Here is a 20,107-nt window from a genome sequence, read left to right as displayed (position 1 = left end):
TATAAAAAAATTCACAGGAAGAAAAACATGCAAAAAGGGGATTTAACTATTTATTGCCGTTATGAACCTCACAGGTTAGCGGGTACATATTTGGCAGATGCTTATGAACAATTATTGAAATATAAAATAAAGGAGGTGAAAGAAAATGACAACAGTAAGCTTGTATGCAAGAGTTTCATCAAGACAACAAGCACAAGAGAATACGATAGAGAGTCAGATTGTAGAATTGGAGCGTCGCATTAGTAGCGATGGACATGAATTATTAGATGAGCATAGGTTTGTTGATAATGGTTACAGTGGATCAAATTTAGAACGTCCTGGCTTAGAAAATTTACGTGATAGAGTAGCAGAAGGTAAGATTGATAAGATATATATTCATTCACCTGATCGGCTATCACGTAAATTTTCATATCAAATGATCTTACTCGAAGAGTTTAAAAAGGCTGGATCTGAAATAGTATTTTTGAATCATAAGTTTGATGATAATCCTGATTCCCATTTATTTCTACAGATTCAGGGAGCAATAGTAGAGTATGAACGTGCAAAGATTATGGAACGAAACCGTAGAGGTAAACTTCATGCGGCCAAAGCTGGGTGTATAAGTGTGATGGGTAGGGCGCCTTACGGTTATCGCTACATAGCAAAACATGTAGGTGAAGGAAGTGCTCAATTTGAGGTTGATGAAGAAGAGGCAAATATAGTGCGTAAAATATTTAGTTGGGTTGGCCAAGAAAGAGCAAGTATAGGAGAAGTTGTACATGAACTGAATAAGATACCGGTAATAACACGAACAGGAAAAAGGTATTGGAAAAGGAGCACTATTTGGAACATGTTAAAAAATCCTGCTTATATAGGACAAGCAGCTTATGGTAAAACTAAGACATGCTCAAAACCACAAGTAAAAAAGTCAAAAAAAGGAACTTGTGGTAAACTTAAAAGTGGTCGCTTTAATAGTGATAAAGAGAATTGGACTTATATTCCAGTACCAAAAATAATCAATGAAAATTTATTTGATTCAGTGCAAACACAATTAGCTGAAAATAGACAAAGAGCAAGAGTACGGCAAAGAAGAGAAACATATTTATTACAAGGTTTAATGGTATGCCAACGTTGTCAATATACTTATTGTGGTACAAACCACGTTCATAAAAAGTCGACATATTATTACTATCGTTGCTCTGGTACAAACTCTAGCAAATTTAATGGCAATAAAATCTGCGATAATAAATCAATACGCACTGATATATTAGATGGAGTTATATGGGAAGAAGTCAAGAGTATCTTGAAAGAGCCAGATAGGATTGCAAATGAATATCAACGTAGATTATCAGAGAACAAAAAACCTTTACATAATCAAACACGTGAAAAGCAAGAAAGTAAGCTAAGATTAAGTATCAAAAAATTTATTGATAGCTATGCCAAAGGGTTTATAAGCCAAGAAGAATTTGAACCAAGAATCACAACAATGAAACAGCATTTGAAAGAAATTGAAGAAGAGAAAGAAAGAACGATTGATCAAAAAAAACTACAACAAGAATTGAGCCTTGTTACAGATAGCTTGAAAAACTTTTCCTCAAGTGTTGAATCAAAGCTTGATCAAGTAGATTGGCAGACTAAGCAAAATATTATTAGAATGTTAATTCATCAAATTGAAATCAACCACAACCACTTATACATAGTATTTCGCATAAAAAGTCTTGCAAATTTTGATCAAAATAGGCATAATAGAATTATGCAATGTTGTACTAGCAGTCAATATTGTTGGATTGCCGGATAAAACTGTTGCGGAATCCAAAGAGCGCATCAGAGCAGCGTTAAATTCAATCAATCTACTACTACCTCCAAAAAGAATTACAGTTAATCTCTCCCCTGCGGATTTGCTGAAAGAAGTCAGTCATTATGACTTGGCTATTGCTATTGGACTACTTGTTGTAATGAGTGTGATACCAGTTGAAAAAGTTCAGTCTTATATAATCATGGGTGAACTGGCTCTTGATGGCAGAGTTATTCCAGTTTCAGGAGTGCTACCAACAGCAATTAATGCAAAAAAGGCAAACAAAGGAGTAATTTGCCCAAGGGGAAATGGAGTAGAGGCTTCATGGGTAAAGAATGTTTCAATTCTAGCTATAGAGAAATTAACTGATATTATCAGACACTTTAAGGGTGAGCAATTAATTCAGCCAGTAATTTTTAATTATAGTGATGCACCCAAAGAAAAAAGATTGGTTCCCGATATGAAGGATATCAAAGGCCAAGTTGTTGCAAAAAGAGCAGCTGAAATTGCAGCAGCAGGTGGGCATAATATGCTTCTTGTTGGCCTTCCTGGTACTGGAAAATCAATGCTTGCTAAGCGCTTTATAGGATTGCTGCCTGATTTGACCGAACAGGAGATGATTGATGTTAATATTATTTCCAGCATAACAAAAACTGGTAATGAAATATTCAAAGTAACTCGTCCCTTTCGTGAACCTCATTATTCATGCTCTATGCCAGCAATGATAGGGGGAGGAAAGAATGCAAAACCTGGAGAAATTACCATGGCTCATAATGGCGTGTTATTCCTTGATGAGCTACCTGAATTTCCAAGACTTGTGCTTGATTCTCTGCGCCAACCACTTGAAGATAGAAAAGTTACCGTTGCAAGGGCAAATGCTCACATAACCTACCCTGCCAATTTTCAACTTATAGCTGCAATGAATCCCTGCAGGTGCGGTTATTTAGGTGATGCAAGTAGATCGTGCAACAAAGCTCCAAAGTGTGGCACAGATTACAAAAACAAAATATCAGGACCATTGCTTGATAGAATAGACATATGCATTGAAATGCCAAACGTTAGCATACTCTCTCCTGAAATTTCTGTGGAGGGAGAAAGTACTAAAATCATAAGAGAAAGAGTGATAGCAGCAAGAAAAGTTCAAACTGAGCGTTATAGTAAATTGAATGTTCGTTGTAACGCAGAAGTAAGCGGTGAAGCATTTAATAAATTTACTGAACCAGATCAGGCAGGGTTAGAATTGCTAAAATACGTACTGAAAGAAAATTACATTTCCAATCGAGGCTACACACGCGTATTAAAAGTTGCAAGAACCATTGCAGATCTTGCAAAAACTGAAAAAGTAAAAAGAGCACACATTGCTGAAGCGCTGAATTATAGAATAAGGGTATATTAAAAAATTACTTTACTTGACAGATAATTTTTTCACTATATACTACCCTTAATGAAATTTTAACATTCTGTTTAAGGAGTAGAGTTATGGCATTAACAGGTTATAAGTATAAAAAAGGGGATGGCATTTTTAATGCTATTTCAGAAGGATATAAACAAGCTGATGATTATGAGGGAATTCCAGGTGCTGCTGGTGGGTTTGGTGAGTATGCAAAGAATAACAAATTAAAAACAACTGTTGTTGGTATGTTTTTAGCAGTAGCGCTTACAGCTACTTATTTTTTGAGCCCAGCTTATGTGGCTTTCGTTGGTACAGTTGGAACAAAAGCTGCAACACTCGTTAGTCCTGCTATTACTGCAGTATCTGCATTTTTAGTTGCTCATCCACTAGTTGCTAGTTTGATAGTTGTTGCTGCGGTGGCGGCTTTAATAGCTGCACCTGTGTATGCATATAAGAATAGTAGTAAGGCAAATCAAATTGATAAAGTGAAAGAATTATTAAATAAGCATGAAAATAAAGATGGTGATAAGTCTACAATGAATGATAATGAATCAATGCTCTTGAATGAAATAAAAATAGCAATTGGAGTAGTTTCAACACCAGCAAAAGGACAATAAAGCAGTTTCAACAAAGAAAAGGGATAGATTTCTATCCCTTTACGTAAATATTTTCTATTTTTTGCATTGGTTAAGTGATGTCATTTAAGAATCTAGTTATTATAATTAACGGCACTTATTAGTATAAATGTTAAGAATAAGTAAATCCCGTTTACTGTTTACGCCTATAGAAGTGAAAAGTATTTGCATATTATTAAAAAAGCAGTAACTTACTATCAAGTGAATTCGCTAAATTTGAGTAATTTAAATGTCTATTGATCTTAGTCTGCCGGAGTTACCTATATTACACCCAAGGATTACCGTTGTGGGAGTGGGTGGTGCTGGTGGAAATGCTGTGAATAACATGATCCAATCTAATTTGCAAGGAGTGAATTTTGTTGTCGCAAATACCGACGCTCAAGCACTAGAAAAGTCGTTATGTGATAAAAAAATTCAGCTTGGCATTAATTTAACTAAGGGTCTTGGTGCTGGTGCTTTGCCTGATGTTGGCAAAGGTGCAGCAGAAGAATCAATCGATGAAATTATGGAGCATATAAAAGATAGTCATATGCTTTTCATCACAGCAGGAATGGGCGGTGGTACTGGAACCGGTGCAGCACCGGTAATTGCAAAAGCAGCCAGAGAAGCAAGAGCTGCAGTTAAGGATAGAGCGCCAAAAGAAAAAAAGATATTAACTGTTGGAGTTGTAACTAAACCGTTCGGTTTTGAAGGTGTGCGCCGCATGCGCATTGCAGAGCTTGGACTTGAAGAACTGCAAAAATACGTGGATACACTTATTGTCATTCCAAATCAGAATTTATTTAGAATTGCAAATGAAAAAACTACATTTTCTGATGCATTTAAACTTGCTGATAATGTTCTGCATATTGGCATTAGAGGAGTAACTGACTTGATGGTCATGCCAGGGCTTATTAATCTTGACTTCGCTGATATAGAAACAGTAATGAGCGAGATGGGCAAAGCGATGATCGGCACCGGAGAGGCAGAAGGAGAAGATAGAGCAATTAGTGCTGCGGAAGCTGCAATATCCAATCCATTGCTTGACAATGTATCAATGAAAGGTGCGCAAGGAATATTAATTAACATTACTGGTGGCGGAGATATGACTCTGTTTGAAGTTGATGCTGCAGCCAATAGAGTGCGTGAAGAAGTAGATGAAAATGCAAATATAATATTTGGTGCTACTTTTGATCAAGCGATGGAGGGAAGAGTTAGAGTTTCTGTTCTTGCAACTGGCATTGATGGTCGCAATAATAAGTCAGAAACTTCACCTATAAGTCAGAGCGAAGACTCAGAGAAAGAGAAATTTAAGTGGCCCTATAGTCACAGTGAAAGTACGCAAGACAAAACACTGGAAACAAAACCAACTGAACAGGTAAGCGAAGGAGCTAAATGGGGCAGCAATGTTTATGATATACCGGCTTATTTAAGAAGAAAAAAATAATGCAACTTTGGCTACTCAAGTCAGAGCCAAGTGAATATTCATGGCAAAAAATGGAAAAGGAGCAGGTAGTTGAGTGGGATGGCGTGCGCAATTATCAAGCTCAAAATTACATGAAAATTATGAAAGTAAGCGATCTTGCGTTTTTTTATCATACAGGTAAAGAGAAAGCAATACTTGGAATCGTTGAAGTATTTAAAGAGTATTATCATATTAATGATCCCAAGTTCGGATTAGTGAATGTAAAGTTTTTGAAACCTTTAAATAACCAAGTAACGTTAAATAATATAAAACAAAACCCACTTTTGAAAAATATGGCTATATTAAAACAACCACGTTTATCAATTGCCCCAGTTTCGGAAATTGAATGGAATGAAGTAATAAGGATGAGTGAATGTTAGAAGTAAATATTCTTGACAAGAAATGGTGCAGCATTATAGAAAATCCTAAAAATTTTGTATTAGGTGTCATCAATGCTTCTCTAAAAGAATTAAAAATAGACCACTATAAACCAAATATATCAATAGCTCTGGCTGATGATGACTTGCTACATCAACTTAATTTAAAATTTAGAGAAATGGATAAGCCAACTAACGTACTATCATTTCCGTGTGAACAATTGTCTAATGAGTGCGATTTAGGAGACATAGCAATTTCAATAGACACAATAAAAAGAGAATCGCATGAGTATTGTATACCTATTCTTGCTCACATTGCACACATGTTAGTGCATGGATTACTGCATTTACTTGGTCATGATCACCAAAAAAAAGATGAAGAAATTATAATGAAAAATCTAGAAAGAGAAATTTTAGCTTCGCTTGGCTACAATATGTGCGCGATTTAAAAGGAATTTAATAAAAATATAGTAGATGATAATAAAATATGTTATCTACAAAGGGTTTTAGCTATAAACAATAAAAGGTAAGTGATATGGTTCAGTTTTCTTTGCCAAAGAATTCTAAAATTAATCAAAAGGGCAAAATTTATCCTATTCCTGCTAGAGCAAAAAACATCAGAAGATTTCAAATTTACCGTTGGTCTGCTGATGACGAGAAAAACCCTAGAATAGACACATTTTTTATTGATATGGATAGTTGTGGCCCTATGGTACTTGATGCATTAATAAAAATAAAGGATGAAATAGATTCGACTTTAACTTTCAGACGTTCTTGTAGAGAAGGCATATGTGGATCTTGTGCCATGAATATTGACGGAACCAATACTCTTGCATGTACTAGATCTATACACGATATAAAAGGTGATGTAAAAATATATCCATTACCTCACATGTATGTGATAAAGGACCTAGTCTCGGACTTGAGCCAATTTTATGAGCAATACAAATCAATTAAACCTTGGTTACAAGCAGATAAGCCTGCCCTACCAAATAAAGAATACTCTCAATCTCCTGAAGATAGAAAAAAATTAGATGGCTTGTCCGACTGTATATTATGTGCTTGCTGTTCGACTGGTTGCCCAAGCTACTGGTGGAATAGTGATAAATTTTTAGGACCAGCAATACTATTACAAGCCTACAGATGGATTGCTGACAGCCGTGATAATAAGATAGGTGAAAGACTTGATGTTTTAAACGACCCATTCAAGTTGTATCGTTGTCATACAATAATGAATTGCACAAAAACTTGTCCTAAAGGACTTAATCCAGCAAGAGCAATAGCGAAAGTAAAACAGCTCATGGTAGAGAAAGAAGGAGTTTAAGTATCATCTTTTGCATTCTTCGTAAGAGAACAGCAAACCTTCCGAAGCGTAGGGTATTGTTAATACCCTGAACGCTTTTCCATTCGTGAAATGCATCGTATCATCATACGATGCAAATAATTTTTTGAATAACTCATGTCTTTGGTTACTAATAGTTTGAAAATCCTCTTTTTTTAAAAGCTTTTTAGATTCGAAGAGGTAAAGCATAACTTCATGATAAGTTGGGTAAGATGCCAAAAATTTTGGGTCAAATTGAAAGGTTTTTATGAAAGAATTATTATAAAATTTTAGCTTTTGATTCTTACTATATATTACTATAGCAACCGGCAACCTCTCAAGCAAATTTTTCTGTGTAGCTAAATAACTGTTTAATTCAGTATATAATTTCTCTGCATCACTAACATCTTTCCCATACATTACTATGCTACCAGAACCTTGTATTGGAATTTTAACAAAATCGAAAACCTTAGGTTCGTTCTTGTAAGTTACGACATGCCTTCCTGGTTTTGTGCTATGAGCGCTACTGGTAATAGCAAATTTCTTAGAGCCATCTACATATTTATCATAAAACAAATTATAAAATTCTACCTTTCTATTCTTGTTATATTTTAGTATTGGAAATGGTAAAGAGTTGAAAACATTTTTATAGCTCTCCACTTCTTGTGTAAGCTTACTATTTTCTAGCTCAAGTCCGTGAGCTTTTATTTTACAGTCTGAGACATTCCGTATCCATAACAGCACACCAATCACATTGGTAGAATCATCTATTATGCTTCTACCATAACATATGCAATAAACCTCACTGTCTTTTGACTTTAAATCTAGAGTAAAAGATTTATTTATTTCCTTTGCCTCAGCAAAATTTTTAATTAAACTTTCTGATTGCTCAAAAAAATTCACAAACTCATTAAATGAGTAAAAAACAGTATTAAGCAAAATTAGTAAGTTGGGAGAGAACTTTTCTATACGCTTTTTTGCATCCCAAATATAAAACCCATCATTCACAGTATCAATTAAATTATTTATGATAACATTTCGATGTTGTAAGTTCTTAATCTTATTACTAATTTTTAATTTAGAATAAGAGAGAAAGAATAATATTAGAATCAATATTAAAACCACTTCATACAAAAAAAACATAGCACTTCTAAAACAGATGTAAAAACTTGTAACCGCTCAGAATTATGCTGAAGAGTTATATAAGTAAAGATTGCCTAACATCTGAAAGCCCAATCTCTTATAAAGGTTTACAGAAGGTTTCATACAATGTGCTACTATATATTTGCATTCAAGCTGTTTAGCTATCTTTATTCTTTCTAAAACCATTTGGGTACCTATTCCACGATTCCTGTAAATTGGTAAAACTCCATCACTATAAAAACCAGCTACACTGTCTTGAACATAAAGACCGCATGTCCCAATAATTTCACTATTTAGTGTTACAAGAAAAAATCTTAATCTTGAGTTTTTATCATCATAATTTGATAATCCGCGAAAAAATGTGCTGACAATTCCGACGCCATGATAAAAAATTTTAGAAGTGTGTAAATCTAACTGTTCTAAGAGGTCGCTACCATTTACAGCATTTAACCTCAAGTTTGGAATAACATCAGCAGGTAAAAAGTAATTTTTCATATTAAGTAAAGCTTTTTTTGGTGTGCTAACGTGTTTTATTTCACACTTTTCTAAAATATCTCTTATTTTCATATGTGAATTTATTACCCATGTTGCTTCTATATCTCTTATTCTGAGATAATCTAGAGTTTTTTGTATAGAAAGCTCGGTACATTGATCTCCACAGAACATAAAATTAAATAATGACTCCCTAGTACCATTTATTGTAAATGTAACGTTATCAAATTCATCGTGTACTTCCCACTCAGATAAATTCGCTGTGTACAGTATATAATCCTTTAAATTTTGAACAATTAAGCTTGAATAATAAATTTTTTTATCTTGCATACATCAACAATAAACAATAAAAGGCTCCTATAAGAACACAGGCTAAAATTGCAGCTATAATATCATCTAGCATAACACCTAAAGGACCTTTGGTATTTTTATCGATCAAATTTATAGGCCACGTTTTTATTATATCAAAAAACCTAAAAGAAAAAAAGCACAACAACAATGAAGAGCAATTCATCTCTTGGCTTAACAATATCGAAACTAAAAGTATTGTCAGCAATTGACCAACTACTTCGTCAATTACTACCTCTTTTGGATCACATGAAGTCTTGTAGTGTTTTATATAATTGCCTATAGACCATAGTCCAATCAAAAATAAAAAAAAAATAATTGCTGCACCTAAAATTCTGTCACTCAGTATCACAGGAACAATTGGATAAGAAGCTAAGCTGCCTACGGTACCTGGCATTTTTTTTACTGTGCCAGACAGCCACCATGTTGATATCAATTTATATAAAAATTTCACAATACACCAAAGTACAAAACTAATTTACAAGAACAGAAATAGTATCCTCTATAGAGGCGCTTTCATACAATAATCTATAGACCGCTTCACATATAGGCATTTTTATCTTTAGCTTTCTTGCTAAATTAAATATGGGCTCAGCAGTGCTAAAACCTTCAATCACTGACTTGCCTTCTGACAAAATCTGCTGAACATTAAAGCCATTGTCACTATTACCTATTTTAAACCCAAAAGATAGGTTTCTTGAATTCAAGGATGTGCATGTCATAATTAGGTCACCCAGACATGCCAGTCCAAGTAGTGTATTTATATCCACATTACCGTTACCAACTTTTGCTGAGTATAAAGCATTAATTTCGCTTACACTTTTCGTAATCAATGCTGCATGAGCATTAAACCCAAGTTTACTACCTAGAACAATCCCACACGCTATAGCAAAAACGTTCTTTAACGCTGCACAAACCTGTATCCCTATAACATCGCTACTAAGGCGTAATTTAACATTTTCTTGCTGTAGTTCTGATACTAGCTTTGAACCCAATATGTTATTTCGGCATGCAAGAACCATTGAATAGGGTAATTTTCTTGCAACTTCTACAGCAAAACTAGGGCCTGAAAAAATAGCAATAGGATTGTTAGGTAAAACTTCATTTACTATTTCACTAGGTAATTTTAATGTAGACTTTTCTATTCCCTTACAAGCTAAAATTATTGCTACATCTTTTTTCAGATTACAATTATGCAATTGCTGACATACCTCCCTCAGAGATTGAGTGGGAACAGCGAGGATTGTTACTGAAGCATTAATTGTGTCTTCAATAGCCAATTTTACTGACACATTATCAGAAATTCGACAACCGGGTAGCTTGTCACTTTCTCTTTTCCCGTTGATTGATTCAAATGTAGTTTCATTGCGAGTCCACAAAATCACATCTTTCTTACTACCTAATGAAATTGCGATTGCTGTACCCCATGCACCAGCACCTAAAATTGATATTGCCACACAATATTCCTGAAAGTATTACTTATACTTTAAAACAGTAGGATAAGTAAATTAAAAATATAACACAGACATATAGAATAGTTAAATATTTATTAACCGAAGTATTCTTTTAATAATAGTAACTTTAATTCAATATTTACTAAAAATATTATTACTACCATGGTATATCTATTATATTTTAGATCTATTTATATAACTTTGGAACAATATATTTATTATTAATTAATAAGTGTAATTTTGATCATTTGTTAATAAAAATTTGATTTATTACTTTCCTTAGTTATATATATTACTAAAATTATAAATTATTTATGGGGTGTAAAATATGCGTATATTATTAATCGAAGATGATCAAGTAAGTGCAAAGACTGTGGTTAATGCCTTAACTTCTGATGGACACTTCTGTGACGTTGTTACTTCTGCACAAGATTATAACAATAATATGGTTTCCTCAAACGGAGATTACTATGACCTAGTTATTTTAGATATACACTTGCCTGGTGATATTGACGGATATGATATATTGTTAAGACTAAGAAGTGCAAAAATCAAAGTTCCTGTCTTAATACTTTCATGTATATCCGCTGTCAATCACAAAGCTAAAGGGCTTGGGTATGGTGCCGATGATTACTTAACCAAGCCATTTCATAAAAGCGAGTTATTAGCTCGAATTAAGGCCATAGTGCGTCGTACTAAAGGCCATCCTGAATCGGTGATAAAGATTGGTAATATAAATATCAATTTTGATCACAGGATTGTTGAGGTGAAAGGTAAAACGGTTCACCTTACTAATAAAGAGTATTCTATGATAGAATTGCTAGCACTGCGTAAAGGAACAGTACTAACAAAAGAAATGTTCTTAAATCATCTTTACAATGGCTTGGATGAACCTTCAGATAACAAGATAGTTGATGTTTTTATGTGCAAATTACGTAAGAAACTTGAAAGTGCAAATGATGGAAAAAGCCACATAGAAACCGTTTGGGGCAGAGGGTATGTTCTGAAAGAATATATTGATGATGAAGAATATTCTAATGTTAATGTAGGCGAAAGTAGTGATGGCTATCAAGCAGAACAAGTGAAGGACAACGCATGAAATGCCTACACTTAAATATAGCATGGCTTATATCGCATGTATCATGTGACGCCTAGGTGAAATATAAGCCGAGTTCTGTTTATGTAGCTATTTATCTGGAGTAAATGTTACCATTTACCTCATGCGATTTACCCGAGTAGATATGAGAAAAACATAAAATCTACTTCTATTTAATCTTGCTCCTAGTGTTGGTTACTCGACTACCAATGTTGCCATTGTCATGGTGTGCTCTTACCACACCTTTTCACCCTTACCTAAAATATTTTAGGCGGTAATTTTCTGTAGCCCTATAACTGGAGTTGCCTCCGGCGGGCGTTACCCGTCACTATTTTTCCTTGGAGCCCGGACTTTCCTCTGCTATGTTTATCACACAACAGCAGCTACTTATTTCACCCAGGAATTATACTTTAACATGAAAATCACAAAAGCAAAAGACAATTTCCTAACAGTCTACATATTAAAAACATTCAGACAAATAGCTAAAGGTGATATTCCGGCACATCATCGCTATCCCAAGATAAGCTTTTTTCACTTTTAGACTCCGCTTCAGTTAGTCAAGAGCCTGGTCCACCGCTTGAAGACGACGAGCTACTTCTTGCTCGACTACTACTTTCTACTGATATACTGTTTAGCATTGTTTCAGATTGATACGTAGTTTGTATAGATATGTTATTATCACTGCTTGTTCTGCTATGGGTGAAAAAAATTTCTTCATTGCTGCTATTTGAATGCGATTCCAAATCAGCTAATTCTAACACATGAGCAGCATTATAATAACCGTGATATTTCTTAATACATTTATATGCTATAAATCCTATAATTCCAGCAATACCTATTGTTCCAATCAAAGATCCTCCTATCATTCCTGCCCTATTAGACCCTATAGCAAGTTGAGTAGGCTGTGGTGAAGAAGTAGGTTGAGGAAGTAAAGTCGTGGTAAATATAGGAGTTGTTGACTCTTTTGTTCTAGTACTTGGTATACTAAATACTGTTTGTATAGTTTTCTCTGAGTTTATTATTGGCACACTAGTTGACGTTGTAGCAACCGTGGTCACTTGTGAAGTAGTAGTTGTTTTTGCTACTGTTGTTGGCTTCACTGTTACTGTACTTGTTTGAGTCGTTGACTCCGTTGAAGGTTTATTCATTGTAGAAGTAGGTGTAACGGCTTCTGTTGTTGGCTCCATTGTTAATGTACTTGTTCGAGTCGTTGAAGGTTTACTCATTGTAGAAGTAGGTATAACGGCTTCTGTTGTTGGCTCCACTGTTACTGTACTTGTTTGAGTCGTTGACTCTGTTGAAGGTTTACTTATTGTAGAAGTAGGTGCAACGGTAGTTGATGCTTCTGTTGTTAATTTGGTAGTCTTTACAGTGTCGGTTTCTGTTGTGCTAGTAATTGCAGCAGTCAGCGTTTTCTTAGAAGTCACAACCGTTTCTGTAATAGTTACAGGAGCCACGGTACTACTAGAAATGATATCAGGTGTCAATCGACCGTTAATGATATCAACAAAATCACTGAGAGTTTTGATACTACTTGCCGGTATTATTGTTACCTTAGAAGGTTTTTCAAATCTTTGATGATTGAAAATTGCGATGTTTTCTTCACTTATTGCAGTTACAATAAAACTGTCTTGACCATTGTCTTTAACGTACAATTGCTCTATAGAATCTGCAAATTCGCAAATAGTAAAGTTCAATTTTGATCCATTCTTAACAAGACTTGTTAAATGTAACGTTTGTTTATCAGACAACCGGTCTTCTGCAAGAAAGGCAACTAGATCATTGCCTTCAGTTCGCTTTACATACTGCAAAAAGCTTATTTCATATTCACTAGAAAAAGATGACGCTGTATTTATCTGACAATTTTTCTTACCAAGCAAATATTCATCTTCCTTTCTACTTTTCAGATCCTCAACCACTTTAGCCATATCAAATTTGAAAATACGTGTTTTTCTCACCTCTTGATCCCCAATAATTTTTCTGCTCACTTGCGCATAAAGCATCGTGTTTCCATTTAATGCCAATTGCCCCGGATTATTAAAATTGAACAATTTTCTTTCTGTAACACCACTTTTTCCATTTAATGCTTTAAATTTTCCACTTCCATTTGACTCTAAGTACCAAGAAACTAAAATTTGATCCTTTAAGTTATGAGCAATTACAATTACATCACCATTACCAACTTTCACTGCTTTTGGTTAAAAGTAACTATTGCCCACATTTGCAAGACTATTATTATCAATATTCTTTTGTAATTTTGTTTTACCTAAATGTTCAACAGAAGGAGTATTAACTGATTGTTTAATTCCATAAGTGTTAAAAGATAAGCCTTTAACGTATTTTTCTCCTTCTTCGCCAATTCCTTCTTCAGGAAAGACAATTCCAACTTTATCTGTTTCAGCTGAATCTTCTATTAATGTGAGAGACAATTGATCTTTGAATTCATTTACTACGCTGACATTTGTACCCCATTCGTATGTTTTTGATTGATATAATGGACTAATAAGTAATTTTACTTTACTGCTCCCATTACCATTATCTTGATAGCTAAGTCCATAAGCGACTCCATCTCCTTCGATCAACCCTACGTTTGCTGGGTTAAAACCTACCGCTTCTTTAACTTCCGGTGTATTTGAGTTGATCCCGAGCAATCTTCCTAATATAGACATAATTTTATTTAAAATATTAATAAAATGCTATTATGATTACTCCTATGTGTTAATGTCAATGAAAATTTTAACTAAAATTAAAAAATTAACGTCTTTATTTTATACTAAAAAGTAAGTATAGGCTCGAAAATGGCTAAGAAGTTTTATAGATGAAAGGAAGGTGGAGTTCTCAAAACCCTATAATCTATATTTAAAGGTAAATTTTTATTCGTTATGTCTTATGCAGATTTCGCTAACAAGTAGCGGAATCTTAAGTTTTGGCTAAATTTCTTTTTTACTCCCTACTAGGGCTTCTGCCTTTAGCTCATCTATAATTGTTTGAACCTCAGGAAGCTCCTTATGTTTTTCGTGATCTGATACATATTCTCCCTTTTTGTTGGAGGCTTTATATTCATGTTCTTGATAAAGTGAGTATAGAAATCCAACTCCAAAGATAACAATTGCTGCAAGTGCCATGTATTCAAGTGGTTTTTGCACTTTTTCTCTTAGATCGAAATATCGAGATAGCAGAATGAGAGCACAAGATCCTATTACTACTTCACCAGAACCAATTTTGCTGTACATGAAATACTTTTCATTGTAACTTTGTTCGTAATTTCTGTAAATAGTTGTGGCATGCTTTTGAAGATTTTCTTTATCTAGTGATGTGAGAAAATTTTTAAATTTCTCTTCACCAGTTTCTTTTATCCATAAATTTAATTGTTTACTCATAGTTTAACCTCATATTAATAAATATAGTTTATTATACACAACATTTATAATAAATGTCAAGGATAGTGTATTTATAAATAATATACTATAATTTCTTAAGCATTTTTTTAAAGTAGTTAGCTGTAGCTAAAATAATTGAGATTTACTAAAACAAACTTATGAAACAATTGAAGTTAGCGCATGATCAGATTTTTTAACTGGATCCTATGGCCAAGCCAAAAGAATTTACAAGTTGGGCAGTATGGGTAGTATGATACTGCAAAATGCTATTTCTCAAAAAACCAACAATTGCAATCATTGGTTCTACAGGTATAATCTGTAAAGTTTACACGAGTCTCATGAATGATAGAAAAAGAAGAGCAGTTTAGTTTTACATCAGAAAACCTTAAGAAAGCGGAAAAGTTTATAGAGATGTATCCCAAAGGTAGAGAAGGTAGTGCTGTCATGCCTTTACTATACCTGGTTCAAGAGCAATGCGGATGGGTTTCTGAATCTGCTATGCGTTATGTTGCTGATATGCTGCATATTCCACATATTCGTGTATATGAAGTGGCAAATTTTTACACCATGTATAATTTAAAACCAGTAGGCAAATATCTAATACAAATTTGTAGAACAACTCCTTGCTGGTTGTGCAATAGTGAAGAAGTTTTAAATACCTTTAAAAAAAAACTTGGAATCAATATCGGTGAGACTACTAAAGATAATTTGTTCACTTTAAAAGAAGTTGAATGCCTAGGTGCATGCGTTAATGCTCCCGTTGTGCAGATCAATAATGACTTCTATGAAAATCTTACTCCTGAGAAAGTAGAAAACATCATAACAGAACTTTCAGGCAAATAGATGAAAGAAGAATTTGCATTCAAGATAATCAAGCAATCAGGTTCTGCAAAAGTTGGAACAATTAAAACTCCAAATGGAAGCGTAGAAACACCAGCTTTTATATTCTGTGCAACAAAAGCTGCAATTAAAGCTGCAGATATCGAGAGAATTAGTGAAGCAGGTACTCAGATAATACTTTCCAACACCTATCACCTAATGCTCCAACCAGGGGAAGATACCGTAGCAAAACTTGGTGGTTTGCACAAGATGATGGGATGGAGTGGACCAATGCTCACTGATTCTGGTGGATACCAGATATTTAGCTTAGGGCACGGATCAGTTTCGGAAGAGATAAAAGGAATAAGAAAAAAACAAAAAACTCTGATCAAAATTAATGAGGATGGGGCAATTTTTCGTTCTTACATTAATGGTAAAACTTATTGTTTGACTCCTGAAAAGTCTATACAAATTCAACAGAAACTAGGTGCAGATTTAGTCTTAGTCTTAGATGAATGTACTCCATTTCACATAAGCAAAGAATACACAGCAAAATCAATGCTCATGAGCCACAAATGGGCTGAACGTTCTTTAAATGAATTTGAAAAAAATAATAATGGCAAGCAGGCACTGTATGGAATTAGTCAAGGCGGAGTATATCAAGATTTACGTAGAGAAAGTTGTAATTTTATTAACGATTTGCCATTTTTTGGTCAAGCAATAGGTGGATCACTTGGTCAAAGTAAAGAGCAGATGTACGATGTAGTTTCTTTCACTATGGACCATCTGAAAAAAGATAGGCCTACTCATTTGCTTGGTATTGGTGGAATTGTGGACATCTTTCGCGGAGTTAGTCTTGGAATTGATACGTTTGATTGCGTGCATCCAACCCGTTTAGCAAGGCATGGTGGTGCGCTTATTAAAGTAAAAAATAGAGATTCTATTTCTTCAAAGTGCAAAGAGCATATTAATTTGCGAAATCAACAATTCGAGCTGGACAATAACCCAATTGAAAGTGACTGCTTATGTTTTACCTGCAGAAAGCATTCAAGAGCTTATATACACCATTTACTGAAAGCTAAAGAGCTCCTGGCTTACACACTCGTTACCATTCATAACGTTTTCTTCATGAATAAGTTAATGGCATCTATAAGGCAGGCAATATTAGATGATAGGCTAGATCAAGAGAAAAATAATTGGATTAGTGAAATACCATTGCACTTTGATTTGGCCTCTCTTTAAGTCTTTTCTTTATGCCGTTGATTTTTACTTCTTGTTATATTTACTTTATTTATCACACTATTAATTAGAAAGGTTATAATAAATAATTAATCTATTAATGTTAGTCTCTACCCGTATGATTTGTAAGGATTAGAGGTGAAGATATGGCTAAAGGAAATAATACCCTATTAATATTTGATTTTGATAACACTATTACTAATGGACACATGCATAATATTTTCTCCGGTAAACACTCCGGGTTCAAAAAAAGTGATTTCAATTCTGGTGCAGAATATGCAGTGAACGATACTGATATAGGAAATTTTCTAAAGAATACAGGCGGAGTAAAAAATAAGGAGACATTAAAATCTGTGTTGCAATCTGCACTTTCAAATGGAGTGAAAGTTAATATCGCATCGTATACAGGATATTCAGACGCTGTGAGAAGGGTTGTAGAGAATCATTTGGGTTTATCTAAAGAACAAGCAGGCGGTATTTCTGTATTTGGTAGATTTCCAGGAGATTATGATAATGAGCTTCCAAAAGGTCTCAAAGAACAAAAAAATCAAGTTGGAAAAAATTTACACATCTGTAAGGCAATTGTGGAGTATAAGGATAAACATGGTGAGTTGCCAAAAACTGTCATGATAGTTGATGATGATGTCAAAAATATTCAAAAGATTAATGAGTTTGTTGCATCAATGAGTAAAAGAGAGGAATGGCTTGAAAAAAATGGGCTGAGTATTGAAGAGATACAAAAAATCAAATTTGAAGGTGCGCGAGTGCCGAAAGAGGATAAAAATGTTGGTTATCTAGAAAGAGTACAGGAGTTTGTCAATGCTAACTTAGTGCAAGAACCAATTTATGAAAATTTGAAGAAGGAAGAACCTATATACCAAAATCTTCAAGATATTCAGAGATCATTGTCTGAAACGGTACCAAAAGAACCTATATATCAGAACAATGAAAATCGACCACCATTGCCTCCTAAAAAAAGGAAATCAAGTGATGGTATGGTTGCTGATGGTGAGAATAAAAAACAAGATATTAAGGACATGTCGTCATCCGAAACACAAGCAAACCCAACACGCTCAAAATGTCATGCAATGATGCTTGACCCTCAGCAAATAGAATCTATACACCAGAATGCTGAAGAGTTATCACCAGGTAAAAAATACGCACATATTCAAATCGTTTCCTTAGCACAAGAATTCAAGGCAATCAAAGCTTTTTTTCAAGATTGTATTCAAGAGGTAATAAATGCTATTTGCAATTTATTTAGAAGAGAAGTGGCAACAAAAATTTAAGGGCAGGGCTATAATGTAAGTAGTAAGCAAGGAAGTAGTGAAATTACTGTCAAAGGAAGTAAACCAATAGATGCTTCAAGAATAAACAAAGATATTATTGTCGAGTCCTTAGCTCAAATAATCGAGAAAAAAGAGAAAATCAAAGATCTTAACAATAATTATAAAGGTGATCAGCTAGGGCGAGAGATATCGAAATTATTGAACGCTGGTTTGCAAAAGGAAAATATAAACTCAAACTATAATGATGGAGAGCCTATATTCCAGACTCGTGAAGAGGCATTGAATTATCCTCCGCAAAAGAAAGACATAAACTCAAACTCTGTGAGAGGAAACTATAATGATGGAGAGTCTATATTTCAGACCGTTCAAGAAGCACGGAACTATCATCGGCAAAAGAAAGGTATAGACTCAAACCCTGTAAGCAAAAAACCACTTGCACCACCAGTACCTCCTAAAAATTATACGGAAAAAGTTACGCAAAATAGAAATAATAATATTATTGAAAGAGGAGGTCGAAGATTCGTATAATTTCTTGCATATCCGGTTCATGGCACATTGTTTCAACTTACACTTCTTTAATCACTGTGCTAAATTATATTGTAAAGCAGCCAAATCAATATAATAGAATGCGCTAAGCTTTAAGCATAGAAACCACTTTATCGTAACTTGGCAATGATTTAATTTCTCCAATTGCAGCTAGAGTGGTTTTTTCATGCTGAGATAACAATTCTTTTGCTGCTTTTTTTACGTTAGCAGTGGTAACTGCACTAATTTTTTCTATTAATTCATTTTTACTGATGTACCTATTATAGTTACCATAGTAGTACCCCAATGTTTCAGCGCGTGAGCTAACACTTTCGCGTGACATTAAAATTTGGGATTTTATTCGCTCTTTCACTCTATTTACTTCTTCTTCCCTCAGATTATCTGTAGACAGCTTCTTCAACTCTGTCGTCATAGATTTTAAAAGCTTATCTAAGTTACTACTATCTGTGCCAGCAAAAATGGAAAACATCCCTGTATCAGTGTAGCTGGAATTAAATGAATAAACAGAGTAAGCTAATCCCTGCTTTTCCCTTACTTCCTGGAACAGACGTGATGACATTCCGCTCCCTAATATAGAATCAAGCACTTGAAACGTGTGATATTTATCGTCATGGCGAGAAACACTAGGTAGACCAATTAGCAAGTGTACCTGATCTAATTTACGATGTTCTAAATACTCACCACCAGTACAGCTCGCATTTTGGCTTTTTTTCAGCTTTTTAGAATGAATCTTTGAGAGAAAATCTTTGGTTAATGCAATAACTTCTTCATGTTCAACATTTCCTGCAACGGTAAATAGCATATTCTCGCCAAAGTAATGTTCATTTATGTAATTATCTAGATCTCCTCGAGCAAAAGATTTTACAGTATCTTGCGTGCCTAAGATTGACCTGCCAAAAGGTTGATCTTTATAAGCTGCCTCAAAATATTTATCGAAAACAATGTCACTTGGTGAATCATTAGTTTGAAAAATCTCTTGTATTACAACACCCTTCTCACGTTCCAATTCATCTTCTGGAAACGTAGAATTCATTAATATATCTATTAATATATCAATACCAGTTTTGATATCCTTCTTGAGAACTTTTGCATAATAGGTGGTGCTTTCTCTGCCGGTGCTAGCGTTGAAAACTCCACCTATGTCATCAAAAGCTTTTGCAATTTCAAAGGCAGTTCTTGTCTTTGTCCCTTTGAAAGCCATGTGTTCTAAAAAATGGGATATTCCATTTTGCTTTGCACTTTCTGCTCTACTGCCAACACCAACTCGTATGCTTAAAGCTACGGAATCAACATCACGCACCTGCTCGGTTATTATGCGTAGACCATTATCTAATTTTGTTACCTGAGGTGTATTCAT

20 protein-coding genes and 1 other RNA gene are annotated in these 20,107 nt (G+C 34.3%); 12 read left to right on the top strand and 9 right to left on the bottom strand.

Features of this window, described 5'->3' with window-relative positions; translation table 11 throughout:
• Positions 1-145 precede the first annotated feature (145 nt).
• The 7 genes from AAGD91_RS03970 to AAGD91_RS03940 all read left to right on the top strand — a co-directional run bounded on the left by AAGD91_RS03970 (position 146) and on the right by AAGD91_RS03940 (position 6,947).
• Positions 146-1,777: a recombinase family protein gene (locus AAGD91_RS03970; RefSeq protein ID WP_341820690.1), complete on the top strand. Its 1,632-nt coding sequence runs from the start codon at positions 146-148 to the stop codon at positions 1,775-1,777.
• Entirely contained in the window at positions 1,707-3,170 is a 1,464-nt protein-coding gene (locus tag AAGD91_RS03965) for a YifB family Mg chelatase-like AAA ATPase (protein WP_341820689.1), read from the top strand. The genes AAGD91_RS03970 and AAGD91_RS03965 overlap by 71 nt, the downstream gene beginning before the upstream one ends.
• 83 nt (positions 3,171-3,253) lie before the next feature.
• The gene (locus AAGD91_RS03960) at positions 3,254-3,784 is read left to right on the top strand and encodes a hypothetical protein (protein WP_341820688.1); all 531 of its coding nucleotides are present in this window, start codon (positions 3,254-3,256) and stop codon (positions 3,782-3,784) included.
• Between the two features lie 247 nt (positions 3,785-4,031).
• Positions 4,032-5,228 carry a cell division protein FtsZ gene (gene ftsZ / locus AAGD91_RS03955; RefSeq protein ID WP_253309308.1) on the top strand — a complete coding sequence of 399 codons (1,197 nt, stop codon included), beginning with the start codon at positions 4,032-4,034 and terminating at the stop codon, positions 5,226-5,228.
• Positions 5,228-5,626 (top strand): EVE domain-containing protein, encoded by a 399-nt coding sequence (locus tag AAGD91_RS03950; protein WP_341820687.1) that lies wholly within the window; start codon positions 5,228-5,230, stop codon positions 5,624-5,626. The genes ftsZ and AAGD91_RS03950 overlap by 1 nt, the downstream gene beginning before the upstream one ends.
• Positions 5,620-6,072, top strand: a complete 453-nt coding sequence (gene ybeY / locus AAGD91_RS03945; protein ID WP_253309310.1) for an rRNA maturation RNase YbeY — start codon at positions 5,620-5,622, stop codon at positions 6,070-6,072. Before AAGD91_RS03950 ends, ybeY begins: the two co-directional genes overlap by 7 nt.
• A gap of 86 nt (positions 6,073-6,158) precedes the next feature.
• A complete protein-coding gene (locus tag AAGD91_RS03940; protein WP_341820686.1) occupies positions 6,159-6,947 on the top strand; it encodes a succinate dehydrogenase iron-sulfur subunit in 789 nt (262 codons plus the stop codon).
• 3 nt (positions 6,948-6,950) lie between these two features.
• Here AAGD91_RS03940 and AAGD91_RS03935 read toward each other — a convergent pair whose 3' ends face one another.
• From AAGD91_RS03935 to AAGD91_RS03920, 4 genes are read right to left on the bottom strand one after another with little or no spacing between them, the layout of a single operon-like run.
• The gene (locus AAGD91_RS03935) at positions 6,951-8,087 is read right to left on the bottom strand and encodes a hypothetical protein (protein ID WP_341820685.1); all 1,137 of its coding nucleotides are present in this window, start codon (positions 8,085-8,087) and stop codon (positions 6,951-6,953) included.
• A 42-nt stretch (positions 8,088-8,129) separates the two neighbouring features.
• On the bottom strand, positions 8,130-8,909 hold the full coding sequence (locus AAGD91_RS03930) for a GNAT family N-acetyltransferase (RefSeq protein ID WP_341820684.1): 780 nt from the start codon (positions 8,907-8,909) through the stop codon (positions 8,130-8,132).
• Positions 8,899-9,381: a phosphatidylglycerophosphatase A gene (locus AAGD91_RS03925; RefSeq protein WP_341820683.1), complete on the bottom strand. Its 483-nt coding sequence runs from the start codon at positions 9,379-9,381 to the stop codon at positions 8,899-8,901. The genes AAGD91_RS03930 and AAGD91_RS03925 overlap by 11 nt, the downstream gene beginning before the upstream one ends.
• Before the next feature lie 19 nt (positions 9,382-9,400).
• Entirely contained in the window at positions 9,401-10,384 is a 984-nt protein-coding gene (locus tag AAGD91_RS03920) for an NAD(P)H-dependent glycerol-3-phosphate dehydrogenase (protein WP_341820682.1), read from the bottom strand.
• 325 nt (positions 10,385-10,709) lie between these two features.
• On the opposite strand from AAGD91_RS03920, the gene AAGD91_RS03915 reads away from it, so the two are divergent.
• On the top strand, positions 10,710-11,480 hold the full coding sequence (locus AAGD91_RS03915; protein ID WP_096616586.1) for a response regulator transcription factor: 771 nt from the start codon (positions 10,710-10,712) through the stop codon (positions 11,478-11,480).
• Between the two features lie 48 nt (positions 11,481-11,528).
• Here the strand turns inward: AAGD91_RS03915 and rnpB are convergent.
• From rnpB to AAGD91_RS03895, 4 genes are all read right to left on the bottom strand, one after another.
• An RNA gene (gene rnpB / locus AAGD91_RS03910) (RNase P RNA component class A) lies at positions 11,529-11,877 on the bottom strand.
• 157 nt (positions 11,878-12,034) lie between these two features.
• Complete coding sequence (locus tag AAGD91_RS03905; protein ID WP_341820681.1) at positions 12,035-13,666, bottom strand: hypothetical protein; 1,632 nt, start codon at positions 13,664-13,666, stop codon at positions 12,035-12,037.
• A 9-nt stretch (positions 13,667-13,675) separates the two neighbouring features.
• Positions 13,676-14,146, bottom strand: coding sequence for a hypothetical protein (locus AAGD91_RS03900; protein WP_341820680.1), 471 nt, complete (start codon positions 14,144-14,146; stop codon positions 13,676-13,678).
• Positions 14,147-14,407: 261 nt separating this feature from the next.
• Positions 14,408-14,857, bottom strand: a complete 450-nt coding sequence (locus AAGD91_RS03895) for a hypothetical protein (protein ID WP_341820679.1) — start codon at positions 14,855-14,857, stop codon at positions 14,408-14,410.
• Positions 14,858-15,199: 342 nt separating this feature from the next.
• Here AAGD91_RS03895 and nuoE point away from each other — a divergent pair, with 342 nt between their 5' ends.
• From nuoE to AAGD91_RS03875, 4 genes are all read left to right on the top strand, one after another.
• Positions 15,200-15,700: an NADH-quinone oxidoreductase subunit NuoE gene (gene nuoE / locus AAGD91_RS03890; RefSeq protein ID WP_264731629.1), complete on the top strand. Its 501-nt coding sequence runs from the start codon at positions 15,200-15,202 to the stop codon at positions 15,698-15,700.
• A complete protein-coding gene (gene tgt, locus AAGD91_RS03885) occupies positions 15,701-16,918 on the top strand; it encodes a tRNA guanosine(34) transglycosylase Tgt (RefSeq protein WP_264731631.1) in 1,218 nt (405 codons plus the stop codon).
• Between the two features lie 143 nt (positions 16,919-17,061).
• On the top strand, positions 17,062-18,204 hold the full coding sequence (locus AAGD91_RS03880) for a hypothetical protein (RefSeq protein WP_341820678.1): 1,143 nt from the start codon (positions 17,062-17,064) through the stop codon (positions 18,202-18,204).
• 198 nt (positions 18,205-18,402) lie between these two features.
• Positions 18,403-18,732 (top strand): hypothetical protein, encoded by a 330-nt coding sequence (locus AAGD91_RS03875; protein WP_341820677.1) that lies wholly within the window; start codon positions 18,403-18,405, stop codon positions 18,730-18,732.
• Positions 18,733-18,835: 103 nt separating this feature from the next.
• Here AAGD91_RS03875 and AAGD91_RS03870 read toward each other — a convergent pair whose 3' ends face one another.
• On the bottom strand, positions 18,836-20,107 hold the full coding sequence (locus AAGD91_RS03870; RefSeq protein ID WP_341820676.1) for a pitrilysin family protein: 1,272 nt from the start codon (positions 20,105-20,107) through the stop codon (positions 18,836-18,838).

It is taken from the genome of Wolbachia endosymbiont (group A) of Myopa testacea, assembly GCF_964027115.1.
GTDB lineage: Bacteria > Pseudomonadota > Alphaproteobacteria > Rickettsiales > Anaplasmataceae > Wolbachia.
Note: the sequence above shows the minus strand (reverse complement) of the source record. Positions and strands in the feature narration are given on the sequence as shown.